The 17,557-nt window shown below is 38.0% G+C and carries 12 protein-coding genes; 9 read left to right on the forward strand and 3 right to left on the reverse strand.

The annotated features are described in order from the left end of the window. Positions 1-207: 207 nt before the first annotated feature. Both ACH63V_RS16585 and clpB read left to right on the forward strand, forming a co-directional pair. Positions 208-4,116 carry a Dyp-type peroxidase gene (locus tag ACH63V_RS16585; protein ID WP_396464112.1) on the forward strand — a complete coding sequence of 1,303 codons (3,909 nt, stop codon included), beginning with the start codon at positions 208-210 and terminating at the stop codon, positions 4,114-4,116. A 322-nt stretch (positions 4,117-4,438) separates the two neighbouring features. After that, the gene (clpB, locus tag ACH63V_RS16590) at positions 4,439-7,018 is read left to right on the forward strand and encodes an ATP-dependent chaperone ClpB (RefSeq protein ID WP_263613287.1); all 2,580 of its coding nucleotides are present in this window, start codon (positions 4,439-4,441) and stop codon (positions 7,016-7,018) included. Positions 7,019-7,073: 55 nt separating this feature from the next. Here clpB and ACH63V_RS16595 read toward each other — a convergent pair whose 3' ends face one another. Next, complete coding sequence (locus ACH63V_RS16595; RefSeq protein ID WP_343570526.1) at positions 7,074-7,562, reverse strand: CinA family protein; 489 nt, start codon at positions 7,560-7,562, stop codon at positions 7,074-7,076. Between the two features lie 268 nt (positions 7,563-7,830). On the opposite strand from ACH63V_RS16595, the gene ACH63V_RS16600 reads away from it, so the two are divergent. Continuing rightward, positions 7,831-8,247, forward strand: a complete 417-nt coding sequence (locus ACH63V_RS16600; protein ID WP_263613289.1) for a hypothetical protein — start codon at positions 7,831-7,833, stop codon at positions 8,245-8,247. A 24-nt stretch (positions 8,248-8,271) separates the two neighbouring features. On the opposite strand, the gene rlmKL is transcribed toward ACH63V_RS16600, so the two are convergent. Beyond that, the gene (gene rlmKL / locus ACH63V_RS16605; RefSeq protein WP_263613290.1) at positions 8,272-10,476 is read right to left on the reverse strand and encodes a bifunctional 23S rRNA (guanine(2069)-N(7))-methyltransferase RlmK/23S rRNA (guanine(2445)-N(2))-methyltransferase RlmL; all 2,205 of its coding nucleotides are present in this window, start codon (positions 10,474-10,476) and stop codon (positions 8,272-8,274) included. Positions 10,477-10,705: 229 nt separating this feature from the next. Here rlmKL and ACH63V_RS16610 point away from each other — a divergent pair, with 229 nt between their 5' ends. From ACH63V_RS16610 to ACH63V_RS16630, 5 genes are all read left to right on the forward strand, one after another. Beyond that, positions 10,706-11,050: a hypothetical protein gene (locus ACH63V_RS16610; RefSeq protein ID WP_263613291.1), complete on the forward strand. Its 345-nt coding sequence runs from the start codon at positions 10,706-10,708 to the stop codon at positions 11,048-11,050. A gap of 123 nt (positions 11,051-11,173) precedes the next feature. After that, complete coding sequence (locus ACH63V_RS16615; protein WP_263613292.1) at positions 11,174-12,190, forward strand: aspartate carbamoyltransferase catalytic subunit; 1,017 nt, start codon at positions 11,174-11,176, stop codon at positions 12,188-12,190. Between the two features lie 11 nt (positions 12,191-12,201). Continuing rightward, positions 12,202-13,437 (forward strand): dihydroorotase, encoded by a 1,236-nt coding sequence (locus ACH63V_RS16620; protein ID WP_263613293.1) that lies wholly within the window; start codon positions 12,202-12,204, stop codon positions 13,435-13,437. Between the two features lie 212 nt (positions 13,438-13,649). After that, positions 13,650-15,068, forward strand: a complete 1,419-nt coding sequence (locus tag ACH63V_RS16625) for an OmpA family protein (protein ID WP_396464113.1) — start codon at positions 13,650-13,652, stop codon at positions 15,066-15,068. Positions 15,069-15,171: 103 nt separating this feature from the next. After that, the gene (locus tag ACH63V_RS16630) at positions 15,172-15,951 is read left to right on the forward strand and encodes a Rossmann-like and DUF2520 domain-containing protein (RefSeq protein WP_396464114.1); all 780 of its coding nucleotides are present in this window, start codon (positions 15,172-15,174) and stop codon (positions 15,949-15,951) included. Positions 15,952-15,964: 13 nt separating this feature from the next. Here ACH63V_RS16630 and ACH63V_RS16635 read toward each other — a convergent pair whose 3' ends face one another. Then, positions 15,965-16,591: a glutathione S-transferase family protein gene (locus tag ACH63V_RS16635; protein ID WP_151818618.1), complete on the reverse strand. Its 627-nt coding sequence runs from the start codon at positions 16,589-16,591 to the stop codon at positions 15,965-15,967. Positions 16,592-16,807: 216 nt separating this feature from the next. Here ACH63V_RS16635 and ACH63V_RS16640 point away from each other — a divergent pair. Beyond that, positions 16,808-17,557, forward strand: a 750-nt coding sequence (locus tag ACH63V_RS16640) for a hypothetical protein (protein ID WP_396464115.1), incomplete at its 3' end; no start/stop codon positions are given.

The following is a 17,557-nucleotide window of genomic DNA, read 5'->3' on the forward strand; positions in this document are numbered from 1 at the left end:
ATTATATTTATTTTGTTTGTATTTTTCTTTTTTATATTTTAAATTATCTAAACTTAAATTTATATTGGGGTTTTTATTAATTCTTACTGTTTTTGTTTGATTTTAAATTTCTTGTTATTTTAAATTTTATTATGAATAATGCTTCTGTAATTAAATTTATAATCATAATTTTAATTATTATATAAAAATTTTAAAGGAACTAATATAATGTTAAATATATCTTATGAAGATCGTTTTACTGAAATATGGAAATATATGCAACGTGGGTTGGTTTATCCTTCACCCCATGCCATTTTTAGTACAGTTTGGCTAAATAAAGAAATTACGCGGGAAAGAATACGACAATTAATGATAGCTGTGCGTCAAGAGGTCAATAAGAATCCAGCACTTTCTAGTAAAAATACAACTTTGGCAATTGGTGTTTCTTTTGATAATTGGGATCTGATTTGTGAAAAAGATAAGTTGTCACGACCAAAGGGAATGCAATTACATTATCCTGAAGAAAAAAATCCAAATGTCTCAGAAGTTTTCTCTGATTCTAATGGGAGTTTTAAAAATTCGGATGGCGACATTTGGTTGCATGTAAAAAGTGATGATGCCGATGCGTGTACAGTATTACAGACATATATTGAGCATTTTTTAGCTTCAGATATTAAAGAAATATTTAGTCAAGTTACTGCTTCACAATCTAAAACAGGTCGCAATGGTAAGGTTTTAGGGTGTCGTTTTTCTGAAAATTTAAATAATCCATCTGATCCTATTTCACTGGCAAAGCATACTTTAATTGGTCCAGAAGATATTGATCATTTTGGTGGTTCATACGTTTTATCTCAAAGGTTTTTAATTAATTGGGATCAAATCAACATGATGTCAGAAGATCAAATTGAAGATTTGATTGGGCGTAAAACTGACGACACAATTATTCCAGACCGTGATAGCCGTTCGCACATTAAAGCTTCTCGTGTACAAGATGAAAATGGAAATACCACGCCTATTCTGCGTCTAGGTTTACCGTTTGGCCGTGCTGAATCAAATTCAAGTTTTAGAGTGCCAAAATCGGTAACTAAAGCCGATGAAGCAGGAATTTATTTTGCTGGATTTGCAAAAACTGCTGCCATTTTAGAAGAAGTTATGGCAAGTCAGATTGGGGCAATAGAAGGCTTTATGAATGACCGTCTATTCAATAGCCTTCATTCAGATTTGGGAGGAATATTTTATATTCCAAGTTTAAAGGATTTAGCATTAGATGATGCACCAGAATATTTAAATGATTTTAGTCGACTAGATAAAGATAACTGGAATTTTTTCCCAGGTATGGATTGGAATCGATTTGATCGCCATTATACGAATAGTTCCGATAATGGTTTGATGTACTACAATCATAGTAATTATCTTTTTAATATGGCAACTGGGCTAAATCCCCATAGTGAATTTTTTAAACCACCTTCTAATCGTATTTTAAGTTTACTTGAAAATACATTTTCTTTATGGCAAGACAACTGGTACTTCAACCGTAAACAAGAAGAAATTGAACGAGCGGTAGATTATTATATTGATGAGTTCGATATCAGTGATAAGCCTGAAAATATTATGGGTTTATCTATTATGCTGCGCAAAGGTTGGGCCATTCGATTAAGTTTGCAGTTATTCTCATCAGAAAACTATGGTTTCCGCGGACGGAAAATTTTATTAAAAAATGGTGAAGTCATTCCGTATTCAGCTGGGCGTGAATGTGAAGGTAAAGTCATTTATGGATCAGATACCTATCGCATTATGCCAGATGAAATTATTGTAGGAGCTATGCCAAATCTGACCTTGGGTGAAGGTCGTTATGTCATGAAGTATTTATCTGAGGAAGAACGTCTTCAGGGCTTTTTGCGTAACTTGAGTGAAGCATCGGGTGTTGGACATGTTATTCCAAATTATAAAAAGGCATTAGATTTAGGTTTAGCTGGTCTACAACAAGAAATTGCTAAACATGCAAGCAATGCGCAGACTCCAGAAAAAAAAGACTTCTATGAAGCTTCGAGATTAGCACTAATTGGTATTTCTGAATATTTCTTAAATTACTCAAAGCTCGCATTTAAAGTCGCGGACCAGATGCAAAAAGGACAAGAGTTCGAAAGAGATAATTTAATTGCGATTGGTCGACGAATGGAAAAGTTATCGAAAGATAAACCGGACACATTTATTGAAGCAGTTCAATTTATTTTCACATTGCATAGTTGTTTGCATTTAAATGGTGAGCCAACAGCATTTGGACGTATGGATCAGCTGTTGCAACCTTTCCTTGACAAAGATACGATTCCGCTTGAAGAAGCACAGGAAATTATCGATGCCTTCTATATCAAGCTAGACGAAAAAGTACAACAGAACCGTATGTTTATGGAAGACCATCAACCTTTTGGTAATCTCGCAATGGGTGGTAGTTCGGGACCTTATCCTCAAGGTGCATCTTTGGGGCAATGGATTCAACAGATTACAGTTGGTGGTACAGTCGCTGATGGTGAAGAAGACTTTTCTAAAACCAAACCAGCTTATAATGAGGTCACAAAATTATTCATTCGTGCATCAGGTCGTTTACCATTAAATGCACCATGTTTGTCTTTACGCACTCGCAAGGATATTCCTGAAGAAATTCTAGAAGTGGCTGCGCATGCAATTTTATCTGGCGGTGCCCATCCAATTTTATTAAATGATGAAAAACTCATTCCTAGTCTTCATCAGAGTGGTAATAGTGTAGGGGGAGATGCGCTCTCTAATTTGCCAAATTGGAATTCTAAAGTCGATATCCGTTCAGCCCAAAATTATGCCTGTGATGGTTGTTATGAACCTCAGTTCCCTGGTGAAAACTGGTTTTCATTAGGTGGTTTCTCGACATTACAGCCTTTGGAATGTGCATTAAATCAGGGTAGAACAATTTCAAGTGCTGGGCAAAGCTATCTGTTTGGGCAAACTGTTTCACTAAATACGAAACCTGCCGATCAGATAGATAGTTTTGAAGAACTATTAGATCTATATAAGCAACATTTTGAATTGCTCAATCGCAAGGCATTTAATGGGCAAATTCTGGGTTATGGTGCCAATACAGATATTTGTCCATCTCCAATTCTAAATGTTTTGATGGATGATTGTTTGGCTAAAGGTCAGGATTTTTATAGTGGTGGGGCTAAATATAATATTTATGGACCGTGTTATATCTCGCTCAGTAATACCATTAATTCACTATATGCGATTAAGGCAATGGTTTTTGATCCATTAACTGCAGTAACTACATTACCTGAACTCTTAGAGTGCTTGTGTTGTGACTGGGGTTATAAAATGACTGAGCCATTTATTAGTAATTTAGCTGGGCATGCTCGTATTGCTGCACAAGCTGATCGCTATAAGCGTTTACGAGAGATTGCTTTGGCACAACCGCGTTATGGACGAGGAAATTCTGAAGTCGATAAATTAGGCGATCAGATTGTTCAAATGATTGCTGAAATTTCAGTCGAAACATTTAGAAAACCATGGCCACAATTTGCGCAAAGTCTTAAAGGCTTAGCTGAACGTTATGGTTCAGAAGAGCATCCTTTTGGTATTCAGATTCAACCCGGTGTGGGAACTTTTGAAAATCATGTGGAGATGGGGGCATGGAATGGGGCGAGCGCTGATGGTCGTCGTTTAGGTACAACAGTAGCATCAGATTTAAGTCCATCACCAAGTCCAGCAGATTTGGTTGTTGATCATCAAGTGGCTGAATTTAGCCGTGCTTTAAAAGGTTTTGACGGTACGGGTACAAATTTAATGGCCGATGGTGCACCTACAGACTTTAATATTCGTGAAGACTTTGGCGTTAAAGATTTAATCAAGATATTGAGACAATTCAGCCAAGGTGGTTCATCTAATATTTTAACGATCACGGTCGCTAACCCAGAAACATTTACTCAAGCGGTAACATCACCTGAGCAATATAATTTATTAAGAGTACGTACCGGTGGTTGGTCAAACTTCTTTACGTCGGTATTCCCTATCATTCAGGAACAGCATCAGCGTCGTCCAATCTCGACGCCAGATATTCCAAAAGAAAAAACAGAGCAAGCTAAGTGTCCGTTCCATCAATGGCATAATTGATTAGCCATTTTATAAGGCAGTCTCTCAAGTGAGGGACTGCCTTCAATATTTTTAAATTTAACTATGCTAACTATTAAATATATTACGGCTTTAAAATTGCCATTTATGATAAAAATTCAGATGAAATATCAGGTTTTTGTTTTCTCTTAAAAATTATACAAAATATACTTGAAATAGATCACTCATAAACCCATATTATAATGGAGTTTTACTTATTGTTATTTTTATAACATTATGAAAAATATATAAAAATTTATTTGAAATCCGAAAAAGTGTTCCCATCTATTAGACAAGTACAAATTTGTTGTGAGGAATAACAAGAATGCGTTTTGAAAAATTTACAAACCGCTTGCAGCAAGCCCTTTCAGATGCTCAATCTTTAGCGATGGGTAAAGACCATACTGCTATAGCAGGTATTCATATTTTGAGTACCTTATTAGAAGAGCCTTCCAATATTAGCTTGTTGCAACAAGCAGGTGCACGGTTACCTGAACTTAAACAAAAGCTTGAGCAAGCTATAAAAGATGCTCCGACCATTGCGAATCCGACAGGCGATGTCAATTTAAACCCAGAAGCAGTTAAAGCGCTTAACTTGGCAGATCGATATGCGCAAAAAGCGGGTGATGAATTTTTGTCAACTGACTGGGTTTTATTGGGCTTGGCAGAAACTGGCGAAACAAAAAATATTTTAAGTGCCGTAGGTGTCACTCCCGACAGCTTACGCAAAGTAATTGAACATATTCGAGGTAGTGACAAAGTCATGAGTAATAATCACGAAGACCAACGTGACTCACTTAATAAATATACGATTGATTTAACTGAGCGGGCTTTATCTGGAAAACTTGATCCGGTTATTGGGCGTGATGATGAGATTCGCCGTACCATTCAAGTCTTGTCACGTCGTACAAAAAACAACCCTGTACTCATTGGTGAGCCGGGTGTTGGTAAAACCGCTATTGTTGAAGGTTTAGCACAGCGTATTGTGAATGGCGAAGTGCCAGAGGGTTTAAAAAACAAACGTGTTTTATCCCTCGACTTAGGTTCATTACTTGCTGGTGCGAAGTATCGTGGTGAGTTTGAAGAACGCTTAAAAGCAGTTTTAAAAGATTTGGCAAAACACGAAGGCGAAATCATCCTGTTTATTGATGAGCTACATACGCTTGTAGGCGCAGGTAAAGGCGATGGCGCGATGGATGCAGGAAACATGTTGAAACCTGCATTGGCTCGTGGTGAATTGCGCTGTGTAGGTGCAACAACCCTAGATGAATACCGCCAATACATTGAAAAAGATGCAGCTTTAGAGCGTCGTTTCCAAAAAGTATTGGTTGATGAGCCAAGTGTAGAAGATACCATTGCGATTTTACGTGGTCTAAAAGAGAAATATGCTACTCACCATGGTGTGCAAATTTTAGACTCAGCGATTATTGCTGCGGCGAAAATGTCTCATCGTTATATTACAGACCGTCAATTACCAGACAAGGCAATTGATTTGATCGATGAAGCAGCTTCTCGTATCAAAATGGAGATTGACTCTAAACCTGAAGCACTTGATAAACTTGATCGCCGTTTAATCCAGTTAAAAATGCAATTGGAAGCGGTGAAAAAAGATGAAGATGTAGGCAGTAAAGCCGAAGTTACTCATCTTGAAAAACAGATCGCTGAAGTTCAGAAAGAATATAACGATCTGGAAGAAGTGTGGAAATCTGAAAAAACTTTGGTAGAAGGTACCAAACAGGCTCAGGTTGAACTTGATAAAGCGCGTATTGCTTTTGAAAAAGCTCAGCGTGAAGGTGATTTGGCTGAAGCAGCACGTTTGCAATATGGTGTAATTCCAGAGCTTCAAAAACAACTTGAGCAAGACGAAGTTGCTGAAGAAAACGAAGAGCCAAAACTCATTCGTACTAAAGTGACTGAAAACGAAATTGCTGAAGTCGTTAGTGCTGCAACGGGTATTCCAGTCGCTAAAATGATGCAAGGCGAGCGTGAAAAACTCCTTCATATGGAAGAGTTTTTACATGACCGTGTTGTAGGTCAAGATGAAGCTGTTGTTGCGGTATCGAATGCAGTTCGTCGTTCACGCGCTGGTTTATCTGACCCGAATCGTCCTAGCGGATCATTCTTGTTCTTAGGTCCAACAGGTGTAGGTAAAACTGAGTTGACTAAAGCTTTAGCTAACTTCTTGTTTGATAGTGATGATGCCATGATTCGTATCGACATGAGTGAATTCATGGAAAAACACTCTGTTAGCCGTTTAGTTGGTGCGCCTCCAGGGTATGTGGGTTATGAAGAAGGCGGTGTTTTAACTGAAGCTGTTCGCCGTAAACCATATAGTGTGGTGTTGTTTGATGAGGTTGAAAAAGCGCATCCAGATGTTTTCAATATCTTGCTACAAGTATTGGATGACGGTCGCTTAACCGATTCACAAGGTCGAGTAGTGGACTTTAAAAACACGGTTATTGTGATGACATCGAACTTGGGTTCACAAGATGTACGTGAGCTTGGCGAAGGTGCAACTGATGATGAAGTGCGTACAGTCGTGATGAATGCGGTAAGTCAGCATTTCCGTCCGGAATTTATTAACCGGATTGATGAGCTTGTGATTTTCCATTCACTCAAAAAAGCACAGATTCGTGGTATTGCGGATATTCAGTTAGATCGTTTACGTTCACGTCTGGTTGATCGCGATATGAGCCTAACTGTAGATGACAGCGCATTTGACTTATTGATTGATGCTGGTTTCGATCCTGTATACGGAGCACGTCCATTAAAACGTGCAATTCAACAACAGGTTGAAAACACATTGGCTCAAAAAATCTTGTCAGGTGAGTTTGTTGCAGGCGATACCATTTTAGTTAAAGGCGATCATGGTCACTTGGTCTTTGATAAAATGAAACTCAGCTAAGTTTTTTCTGCTAAAACCGAAAAGAGAATATGGAAACATATTCTCTTTTTTATATTTAAATTTTAGGCTGATTTGAAGATACAAGCGTCATAATTGAGTTGGCTACTTTTTGCGTGAGTGTTTTAAGTTTTTGTTCGGCATGACCTGATAAAAAATAAGGATAATGATAAATACGTCCTTGGTAAGAAATGCAGATAAAAAAGGTACCTACAGGTTTTTCAGTAGTTTCACTACCACCATGTTTGAGTAAACCTGTACAACTTACAATAATATCCGCTTGCTGAAATAGGGTTTGACCCAGCTTACACATTTCTTCTGTAACCTGTGGCGATTCTGCCGTGTACATATCGATTAACTTTGGGTCCACTTTTAAAATACTAATTTTAATGCTGGGGTCATAACTGACCAAACCACCCAGTAAAATATCAGCACCACTATTTTTGTGAATCGAAAACTGGCTGGTTAAGTAGCCTGAGCTAGCACTTTCAATAAATGCGACTTTAAGTTGGAGATCTTCTAGTAATTGGCAGCACTGCTGAAGCATTATTTCACCTCACATGGTGTGTATTTATAAATAAAATCAAATACAAATAAATTATAAAATCACAGTAAGTGATTTAGGAGAATGGTTCAAGTCTGAGATAACAATCTATAAAACAACTTGAATATTCACAAAAAGCCTGTGAAGAGTTTCAGGTTTTAAAATGATCAATGCTAATTATCGGGAAGTTTCTTTATAACATTGCGACAAGGTTAAAAAGTTGCTAGTTTGATTCGATATAACGAACAATAACAATTTTAGGAAGTAGCTAATGAATAATAAACAAGGGTATATGCTGGGAATTTTGAGTGGTGTATTTGTATCGTTATCAAATACATGGGCAGCACAACCAATGACGGAAAGTGCACTTTCAACTCAAACAGGAGCGGTCACTACATCTTTACCCGTCATTATTGCTAAAGCTCAAGATGATGCCAAGAAGCCTGAAACAGAACAGCATCAAGCTCGTAAAGAATTAGGAGATAATTATTTACAAGAAGTTCGCTGGAACTCATTAAGATCGAGTGTGTTATCACCTTATCAAGAACAAAAACAAAATCAGGTGATAGACATTAAAGAAAAGAAAAAATTAGAAATGGTGGCGCTACCAGATCGAGCGGACCGTTTTACACGTTATGAGTTTGAACCGAAAAATGTACATGGCGAAGTTATCATTACCGTAAAGTAATAATAACTTCCCGCCAAATTTATATTAGTTCAATCCTAAATGTTGAATTTTCCATGCACGGTGGATTTTTTGATTACGTTTAAAATCAAGTCCGATCGTTTCAGAGGTAATTTCTTCAACGTCGTATAACGCTTCAATCTCTTCATCCATCTCAAAGCCACGGTAGTTATTTGAGAAGTAAAGCGTACCTTCACTTGTTAAACGGTTCATTGCACGTTTAATAAGAGAAACATGGTCGCGTTGTACGTCGAAAGTACCGTAGAACTTTTTAGAGTTAGAGAAGGTAGGTGGGTCAATAAAGATAAGGTCGTATTGTTCGTGACCTTCTTTTAGCCACTCAAAACAGTCACTTGCAAAGAACATGTGTTGTTCATCTGCATGATCTACAGTTAAACCATTTAAAACGAAGTTTTCTTTAGACCAGCTCAAGTACGTGTTCGATAAGTCGACACTTGTAGTACTTGCAGCACCGCCTAAAGCTGCATGTAAGCTAGCTGTAGAGGTATAACTATATAAGTTCAAGAAGTGTTTACCACGAGCTTCTTGAGCAATACGTAAACGCATTTGACGGTGGTCAAGGAATAAACCTGTATCAAGATAGTCAGTCAGGTTCACTAAAATTTTAGCTTTACCTTCTTGAACGATAAAACGTTTTGAAGCTGTACTTTGTTTCGTATACTGGTTAGTACCTGTTTGACGAGCACGCGTTTTAATAAAGATCGCATCGCGGTTCAAACCAGTCACAGCACGAATTACAGCAAGCGCTAAATTAAAACGTTTTTTTGCTTTCTCAGGATCGATTGTTTTTGGTGGTGCATATTCCTGAACATGTAAGCGATCGCCATATAAATCTACAGCGACATTAAAGTCAGGTAAGTCGGCATCATATAAACGTAAGCAATAGATATTTTCTTTGGTAGCCCATTTTTTTAAGGCTGTCATATTTTTTTGCAAACGGTTCGCAAAGTCTTGAGCTTCTTCCATTTCAACTGGTTGAGCTTGCCAAGTTGCTAAGAATGGCTGTGTTACTTTTTCTGGTTTAATTGCACCGAAACGAATGTAAATTGGTAACTTACCATTCATTAAACGTAAAGTTTCAGGCGCTTCAAAAGCTAAAACGTCTGCTTGTTCAATTTGAGCTGCAATAATGGCTGCATATTGATTTGGGAAATGTTTTTGTAAAAGTGCAGATAGACCTAAATAAAGAGAGCGGTTTGATGCTTTATCACCTAAACGTTCGCCATATGGAGGGTTGGTTACAATAAAAGCTGTTTTCTTTTCAGCGGCAAAATCTGGCCAGTCAGCTAAAGTACGTTCTTCAATTTGGATTTGGCCTAGTAATTTTTCAAAGCCTGCCGCAATAATGTTTTCGCGTGTTGCTTTTACAGCTTCCCAGTCTGCATCAAACGCATAAAACTTAGGTAGTGGCTGCTCAAGAGCTTTTTCATGACGCTCTGCTGCTTCAGCTTTGAGTGAAAGCCAAAGTTCACGGTCATGACCATGCCAACCATTAAAGCCAAAACGGCGAACAAGACCAGGTGCGCGGTCAGTTAAAATCATTAATGCTTCAATGATAAAAGTACCTGAACCACACATTGGGTCGAAGACAAGCTCTGGATTACGTTCTTTGAGCTTGGCTTTTTGTAAAATTGCTGCAGCAAGGTTTTCTTTAATCGGTGCATCCGTCATATAACGACGGTAGCCGCGTTTATGTAATGAGTCACCAGATAAATCTAGGCAGTAAGTATGTTCAGTTTTACCTGCAAGCACATATAACGTAATTTCTGGCTGTTTAGTATCAATACTTGGGCGACGGCCTACAGCTTCCATAAAGGAGTCAACCACACCATCTTTTGCTCTAAGCGTTGCAAATTGGGTATTAACTTTAATTTCACGCTCTGCATGTAAGCGAATAGCGAAGGTACTTTGTGGTGCAAAAATAAGTGACCAGTCAAAGCTCATTGCACCTTCGTAAAGCTCTTCTGCTACATCACGTGCATCATGAGTGTGTTCAAGTTCATAAGTATGAATTGGAAGTAAAACACGAGAAGCGAGACGTGACCACATACAAATGCGATAAGCATGCTCAAGCGTCCCTTCAATGATTAAACGTCCAGCTTTACGTTCTGTCACTTTGGTGCCAAGCTGTTCTATTTCTTCTTGTAAGAGGGTTTCTAAACCATCAGCACAAGTAATCCAATAGTGGTTTAAACGTAAAGAGGTATTCATAAACTCGATTGACCAAAACATATAAATATTAACGATGCAAAGTTTAACTTATTTTGATGTGTAAAGGTTTTTAAATTATTGCAACCTATCACTTGGCAACCAATAAACTGATATTTAAAGCTTAAAAAACAAAAATTGGTATGTATTTTGCTAAATCTCTATGAGTAAAACTTATTTAATAAATGGTTTTTAACCAATTTTATGATTTAAAAAGCATAGGGGAATATAAATGAAAGATATGATGGGGAATGGTTTTGTAACCAATGCAGAAGCTTTTTCAGTGTCCACACAAATATATGTACGTATGCGTAGGGTCACGGGGCGGGTCATAGATGCATTGTATGTGGTCCAAAATAAAGATTATGCAAAGTATGTAATGGCGCTAGCCTTGGAAACAGATGATGATGAACTAAAACGCTATGTTGAGCGATTAAATTCATTGACTGACTCAATACCAGAGCTTCCTCAAAAACAAATCACCGCCAATATTCAAGTGAGCGAAGAAACAGAAATCACGGCTGAAGACATTTATCGGGCACAAGTTCCACATCATTATATTGGTGCTTTAAGGTAATCTTGGCATGGCCCTAAATTTTCTGGTCAATTTAGGGTCTTATTCTGTAAAGTTCTTCTGCGAAAAAGATGGAATTCAGCTACACTATGCACGTTTTCGCGATTCGACCCATAGGAATCCATTATGCATATTGCAGCGTTGCATCAACCGAGCCAGGTTCAGCTCAATCAAGACGGAAATTTAAAACATTTTTTAACGATTGAGGGCCTTTCAAAAGAAAACCTCACTAAGATTTTAGATACCGCGCAAAGCTTTTTAGACGATAATAATAATTTAATTAACCGCCCGCTTTTAGAAGGACGGACGGTGATGAATCTCTTCTTTGAAAATTCCACTCGTACCCGTACTACTTTTGAAGCAGCAGCAAAGCGTTTGTCTGCCAATGTATTGAACATTGATATTGCTCGTTCAAGTACATCTAAAGGTGAAACTTTACGAGATACGCTTTGGAACCTTGAGGCAATGGCTGCAGATATATTTGTAGTCCGCCATTCATCTTCGGGTGCTGCACATTTCATTGCTAAAGATGTATGTCCAAAAGTCGCAATTATTAATGCCGGAGATGGGCGTCATGCTCATCCAACGCAAGCGATGCTTGATATGCTTACCATTCGCCGTGAAACCAAAAAACCATTTGAAGACTTAAGTGTTGCCATTATCGGTGACATTAAACACTCTCGCGTAGCACGTTCAGATGTGGCTGCACTTCAAACTCTTGGATGTAAAGATATTCGTGTGATTGCTCCGAATACATTATTACCGGTTGGTTTTTCAGAATATGGTGAGCATGTTCGTTTGTTTAATAACATGGACGAAGGCATTACTGGTTGTGATGTGATTATTGCTTTACGTATTCAAAATGAACGTATTGATTCACCAGCGTTATCTTCGCAATCTGAATTTTACAGAATGTATGGCTTAAACAAAGAGCGCCTTAGTTTAGCTAAACCGGACTGTATTGTTATGCATCCCGGTCCAATGAATCGTGGTGTAGAAATTGATTCGAGTATTGCCGACGGTGAACAGTCTGTGATTTTAAAACAGGTTACTAACGGTATTGCAGTTCGTATGGCTGTACTGGCGTTGTCTATGCAAGGGCAACTTCAAGAACAAGGTTTAATTGAAGCGATTGCGTTGTAAGGATGGATCACATGAGTATTGTAAAAATTGAAAATGTACGTGTGTTAGACCCAATCCAAAAAACAGACAGCGTACAAACTGTATATATTCAAGACGGTAAGTTGATTGCTCCAGTTGAACAGGTTGAACAAATCATTGATGGTCAAGGCAAATGGTTAATGCCAACCATGGTTGATTTGTGTGCACGTCTGCGTGAACCAGGTCAGCAACAGCATGGTACGCTTAAATCTGAAGGGAAGGCTGCACGTGCTAATGGTATTTTGCATGTCATTACCCCACCAGACTCAAAGCCAATTGTTCAAGACAATGGTGCCCTCATTCATGGCTTGGTTGAAAAAGCTTGGCTTGATGGTGGTATTCACATGCATATCATTGGTGCTCAGACTCAAGGCTTAAATGGTAAGCAACCAGCAAATATGGCAGGCCTTAAAAAGGGTGGTTGTACTGCTGTATCAAATGCGAATGCTGCCTTTGAAAATGATGATGTTGTTGTACGTACATTAGAGTATGCCGCTGGTCTTGGTTTAACAGTCGTGTTCTATGCTGAAGAACCGCAACTTGCTAAAGATGGCTGCGCTCATGAAGGTTTTATCGCATCACGTCAAGGTTTACCAATGATTCCTGCAATTGCTGAAACTGTAGCGATTGCAAAGTATCTGCTTATGATTGAAGCGACAGGTGTTAAAGCTCACTTTGGTTTATTGTCTTGCGGTGCGTCGGTTGAATTAATTCGTGCAGCAAAAGCAAAAGGCTTGCCTGTGACTGCCGATGTAGCAATGCATCAGTTGCATTTAACAGAACAATTAACTGATGGCTTCAATTCACTTGCACATGTTCGTCCACCATTACGTTCTGAGCAAGATAAAGAACTTTTACGCCAAGGTTTAAAACAAGGGGTCATTGATGCAATTTGTACACATCATGAACCTTTAAGCAGTTCAGCGAAAATGGCACCATTTGCTGAAACTCAACCGGGTATTAGTGCATTTGATACTTATGTAGCTTTAGGTATTCAGCTTATTAATGAAGGTTTGTTTGAGCCGCTTGAGTGGGTTACTAAAGTAACAAGTGCTCCTGCACAGGTAGCAAACATGACTGCGCGTTGGCAAGCTGAAGCAGGGTGGGTGTTAGTCGATCCTGAATTAAGCTGGACCTTAAGCAAAGACACTATTTTATCGCAAGGGAAAAATACGCCATTACTAGGTCAAAACCTTACTGGTAAAGTATTACAGACTTTTGCTATATAGTTTCTAACAGCTAAAAGCTTATTCAAAATATAAACAGGCAGATCATAATGATCTGCCTATTTTGTAAATACTCGATGGAAAATTGTATATAAATTATTTAAAAGACAACAAAAGATTTCGAGCGCATTAGAATAAAAAACTATCAGCAAATAGAAGTATTTGAATAATCAAAAGTTGCTGGTTACGACTTATAAAATTCGGGAGAATAACCAATGTCGATAAACCCTATAGAACTGCTTAAAGAAAAAGTATCATCAACAATATTAAACAACCAAGATGGATTCTTGGGCGACAAAACAAATGCTTTATCTAAATTTTATCCAATCTTACTTTCATTATTAGCTGCTAAACCTGATCTTATTGGACAATTGAAAAACAGTGTGGCTCCATCATTATCAGATCTTTTTTCTCATAATGACCAAATTAAAAATACTGTACTGACTCATTTAAGTGGTACTGCGCCATCTGCTGAGATTGAAAGTACACTTAATAGTGCAATCAAACCTAGTCTTAATACGATTTCTGATATCGCTGGAAGTGATCAACAAAGCATTGTGAACTATTTACGTCAGCATGCTGAAACGATTCGCTCATATTTGCCGGGGTGGGCAGTTGGGCTTTTGGCACCATTAGGTATTGGTGCGGGTTTATCATCAGTAACTTCATCAACAGCACCTCCACTTGCAGCAGCAACGGAAACGACTGGTAAATCTCGTGGTTTCTTACCAATTATTGCGCTTATTATCCTTGGGTTATTAATTGCGTGGTTATGGCGCTCTTGCCATCATAAAGAGGCGACACCTGTACCTGAAACTGCTCCTGCAAGTGGTGTAGCGGCCGCAGCTGCTGCACCTGCTACCTTAACTTTAAATACAGATGATAAAGGGGCTGTGAGTCAATGTCAGGCAGGCATTGGTGATCAGGGCTTCTTGGCAACTTTGCAAACCCAAGTTAAAAAAGTTCTTTCAGCGACTAAAGACTGTAACGTCGATACTAGCCAAACTTATGCTGCTGCATTTACCGATAAAGATGCATTAGCGGGTGTACTCGGCGCATTAAAAGGTGTTCCAAATGCGTCTTTAGAATGGGTAGGTGACAAAATCACATTGAAAGCAGGTGATGCAGCAGCTTTAGAAGCTTTAACAGCAAAAGTAAAAGCACTTGTTCCTCATACTGAAGTTGTTTCAGCTACACCACAAACAGCTGAGCAATCTGTAAGTAATAGCTTAACTGCTTCGCAAACTGCTTTAGGCTCAATTGACCCGAACAATGTAGATGTAAATGCTTTAGTTAAAGCGCTTAACTTACAAATTATTAACTTCGCGAGTGGTTCAAGTGAAATTCCTGCAGATAACAAAGCTATTCTTGACCAAGCTGCAACACTATTAAATAAAGTGACTAGTGTGAAATTAAACGTAGGTGGCCACACTGACTCAACAGGTAATGCTGCTGCCAATAAAGCCCTTTCTCAACGCCGTGCACAAGCTGTTGTAGATTATTTAAAATCTAAAGGAGTAGATGCATCTAAACTTGTTGCCGAAGGCCATGGTTCAGAAAACCCTGTTGCAGAAAACACAACTGAAGAAGGACGCTTTAAAAACCGTCGTATTGAGTTTTCAGTAGTTCAATAATCAATAGATTCATAAAAAAATCTGATTTTATTGAATTCTGATTTGAAAAAAGCTTCTCATTTTGAGAAGCTTTTTTTATAGAGATCAATATTGTTGGGTTGACATGAAAATCAGTTTGTTAGGAAGTGGCCGTGTTGCTTTTCATTTGGCAAAGGCACTTTTGGCTAAGGGGCATAACATCGTACAAGTCTATGCACGTGATTTTGAGAAAACCCAGAAGTTTGCAGAGCAAATTCAAGCAAAAGCATGTCAGTCTCTTCAAGAGTTTCAACCAAGTGATTTAATTATTTTAGCTGTTTCAGACAGTGCTATTGCTGAACTTACAACGCAGGTACATGAGTTATTTGCCGAAACGCTTATGGTTCACACTTCAGGTAGTACCAATATTGAAGTTATTAGTAATATTCATAAAAAAGCAGGAGTGTTTTACCCTTTGCAAACTTTCAGTCTTGAAAGAGACGTTGATTGGCAAGCCACACCATTATTTGTAGAGGCGACCAATAAAGATGATTTAGTAATACTTTCTGATTTAGCAAATAGCCTAAGTAATCGAGTATATCAATACACTTCAAAACAACGTTTAACTTTACATTTAGCGGCTGTGTTTGCTTGTAATTTTAGTAACTACTGTTTTGATATGGCTAAACAGATTGTGGATGCAGAACAAGTCGACTTTAGCTTGCTTTATCCATTAATTGTGGAAACAGCAAAAAAAGCCTCTGAAAATGAGCCGAAACAAATGCAAACTGGACCTGCGGTAAGGGGAGACCAGAATATCTTGGCAATGCATCAGAGGTTATTAGCCCAAGCAGAACGGGATGATTTAAAACAGGTCTATCAACTTTTAAGTGATGGCATCGTGAAGCGCCATCACTCAGTTTAAAGCTTATTTAAAATTAAGGTTCGCCGTTATTTCCCCATTTTAAGAAACCCGCACGTTGATTTAAACGTTCAAAATATTGGTCGACATGTTTAAGCGTTGGATGGTCAAAAGGAGTAGCCTTCCAACGTTGTACAGATAGACCAATTGGAATATCCGCTAGAGTGAACTCAGTTCCTGCAACATAGGCTTGAGTTTTTGCAAGTTGTTGATCGAGAATCTGCATATGATGATTCCAGTTATCAATACCTTGTTGTAATAAGTTTGGATCTTGATGGTCTGGAGAATGTCTAAGTAGAGACATAATCGTATAAGTCCAGCTGTTATTTAGCTCGATCGCTTGCCAATCAATCCACTGGTCAACAAAGAATCTTTCTTTTGCTTGAGTAGGGTAAAGTTTATGCTCTTTATCGTAAGCATTGGCGAGATAACGGATAATACTGTTGGACTGCCAAAGGACTAAATCGCCATCTAAAACAACAGGAATTTGACCATTTGGGTTTAATTGCAAATATTCAGGTGATTGTGCAGAACGAAAGCCTCGACCCCAATCTTCTCTTTCATATTCAAGATTTAATTCTTCACACAGCCATAAGACTTTGCGAACGTTAATTGAGTTATCGCGTCCTAAAATTTTTAACATATTGTTTTCTGACTTTTCGTGAATTTCAGTAAATTGAATGTAATACAGATTCTTTGGTTTTTTAAGATTTAATAATAAAAAAGATACCAGAACAAATACTAGCTATAAGAGCATAATTTTTTTAATATTTATTATTCTTTTGTGGTGAAAATATACAGACAGTTTTGTATAGTAAGTGTTAAAATAATGTATTGAAAATGAAAATATAAATTTTGAATGTATCTTAATTTTACAATTGATGATCAAGACAAGATCATAGGGGAAGGCGTAATCCAAGTAGGTTGGTTTCTGGTAGATGATAAGTCTGCATTACTTTATGAACCACCTTACCGAATGCGTTCAAAATCTGAAACCAAGCATGCTAAGTCAGCGAGTCGTTGTCCTGCAGTATTACAACTTGAAAGTCGCTACTTCGTGGTGAATTGTCCTTTTGATTTTCATTTAAGATTCGCCCGAGATGCAAACGGAAAACCGACTTTAGTTAATGTATTAGGCGACCAGTCACCTGTTCGAGCCAATAAATTACGTGAGTTGCTAACGTTGGTAAATGAAAATGAATGGCGGACACCCCAAGTGCCAATTCTTCAACTTAGATTACCTTACTGTTTTATAGCCGATGAAGTCGTGTATTTAACTCAACTCGATGCATTTGCACATTATCGTAAAAATCCCTTACCTGGAACTATTTTTGGTGGACGGTTCCCAATTCATATTTGGCCTAGACCATTAATGTGGGCGTTTGAATGGCACGACACATCAAAGGATTTAATATTAAAACGTGGTGATCCTTTATTTTACTGTCAGTTTGATGGTTTTGATCCATCACGATCAGTTAAGTTAATTCAAGCAGAAAAAACTCCGGAGCTTATGCATTATATTGAACAAATATCTGGTGTTGTCAATTATATGAATCAGACATTTAGTTTGTTTAATGAAGTAGAGAAAATAAGGCCAAATAAATTACTC

This window comes from Acinetobacter sp. ABJ-A23_2 (assembly GCF_044538765.1).
GTDB lineage: Bacteria > Pseudomonadota > Gammaproteobacteria > Pseudomonadales > Moraxellaceae > Acinetobacter > Acinetobacter nosocomialis_A.

Excerpts from the sequence above, each read along its gene's own strand:
- ACH63V_RS16585 (WP_396464112.1), top strand. The coding sequence starts at position 208 with ATGTTAAATATATCTTATGAAGATCGTTTTACTGAAATATGGAAATAT.
- clpB (WP_263613287.1), top strand. The coding sequence starts at position 4,439 with ATGCGTTTTGAAAAATTTACAAACCGCTTGCAGCAAGCCCTTTCAGAT.
- ACH63V_RS16595 (WP_343570526.1), bottom strand. The coding sequence starts at position 7,562 with ATGCTTCAGCAGTGCTGCCAATTACTAGAAGATCTCCAACTTAAAGTC.
- ACH63V_RS16600 (WP_263613289.1), top strand. The coding sequence starts at position 7,831 with ATGAATAATAAACAAGGGTATATGCTGGGAATTTTGAGTGGTGTATTT.
- rlmKL (WP_263613290.1), bottom strand. The coding sequence starts at position 10,476 with ATGAATACCTCTTTACGTTTAAACCACTATTGGATTACTTGTGCTGAT.
- ACH63V_RS16610 (WP_263613291.1), top strand. The coding sequence starts at position 10,706 with ATGAAAGATATGATGGGGAATGGTTTTGTAACCAATGCAGAAGCTTTT.
- ACH63V_RS16615 (WP_263613292.1), top strand. The coding sequence starts at position 11,174 with ATGCATATTGCAGCGTTGCATCAACCGAGCCAGGTTCAGCTCAATCAA.
- ACH63V_RS16620 (WP_263613293.1), top strand. The coding sequence starts at position 12,202 with ATGAGTATTGTAAAAATTGAAAATGTACGTGTGTTAGACCCAATCCAA.
- ACH63V_RS16625 (WP_396464113.1), top strand. The coding sequence starts at position 13,650 with ATGTCGATAAACCCTATAGAACTGCTTAAAGAAAAAGTATCATCAACA.
- ACH63V_RS16630 (WP_396464114.1), top strand. The coding sequence starts at position 15,172 with ATGAAAATCAGTTTGTTAGGAAGTGGCCGTGTTGCTTTTCATTTGGCA.
- ACH63V_RS16635 (WP_151818618.1), bottom strand. The coding sequence starts at position 16,591 with ATGTTAAAAATTTTAGGACGCGATAACTCAATTAACGTTCGCAAAGTC.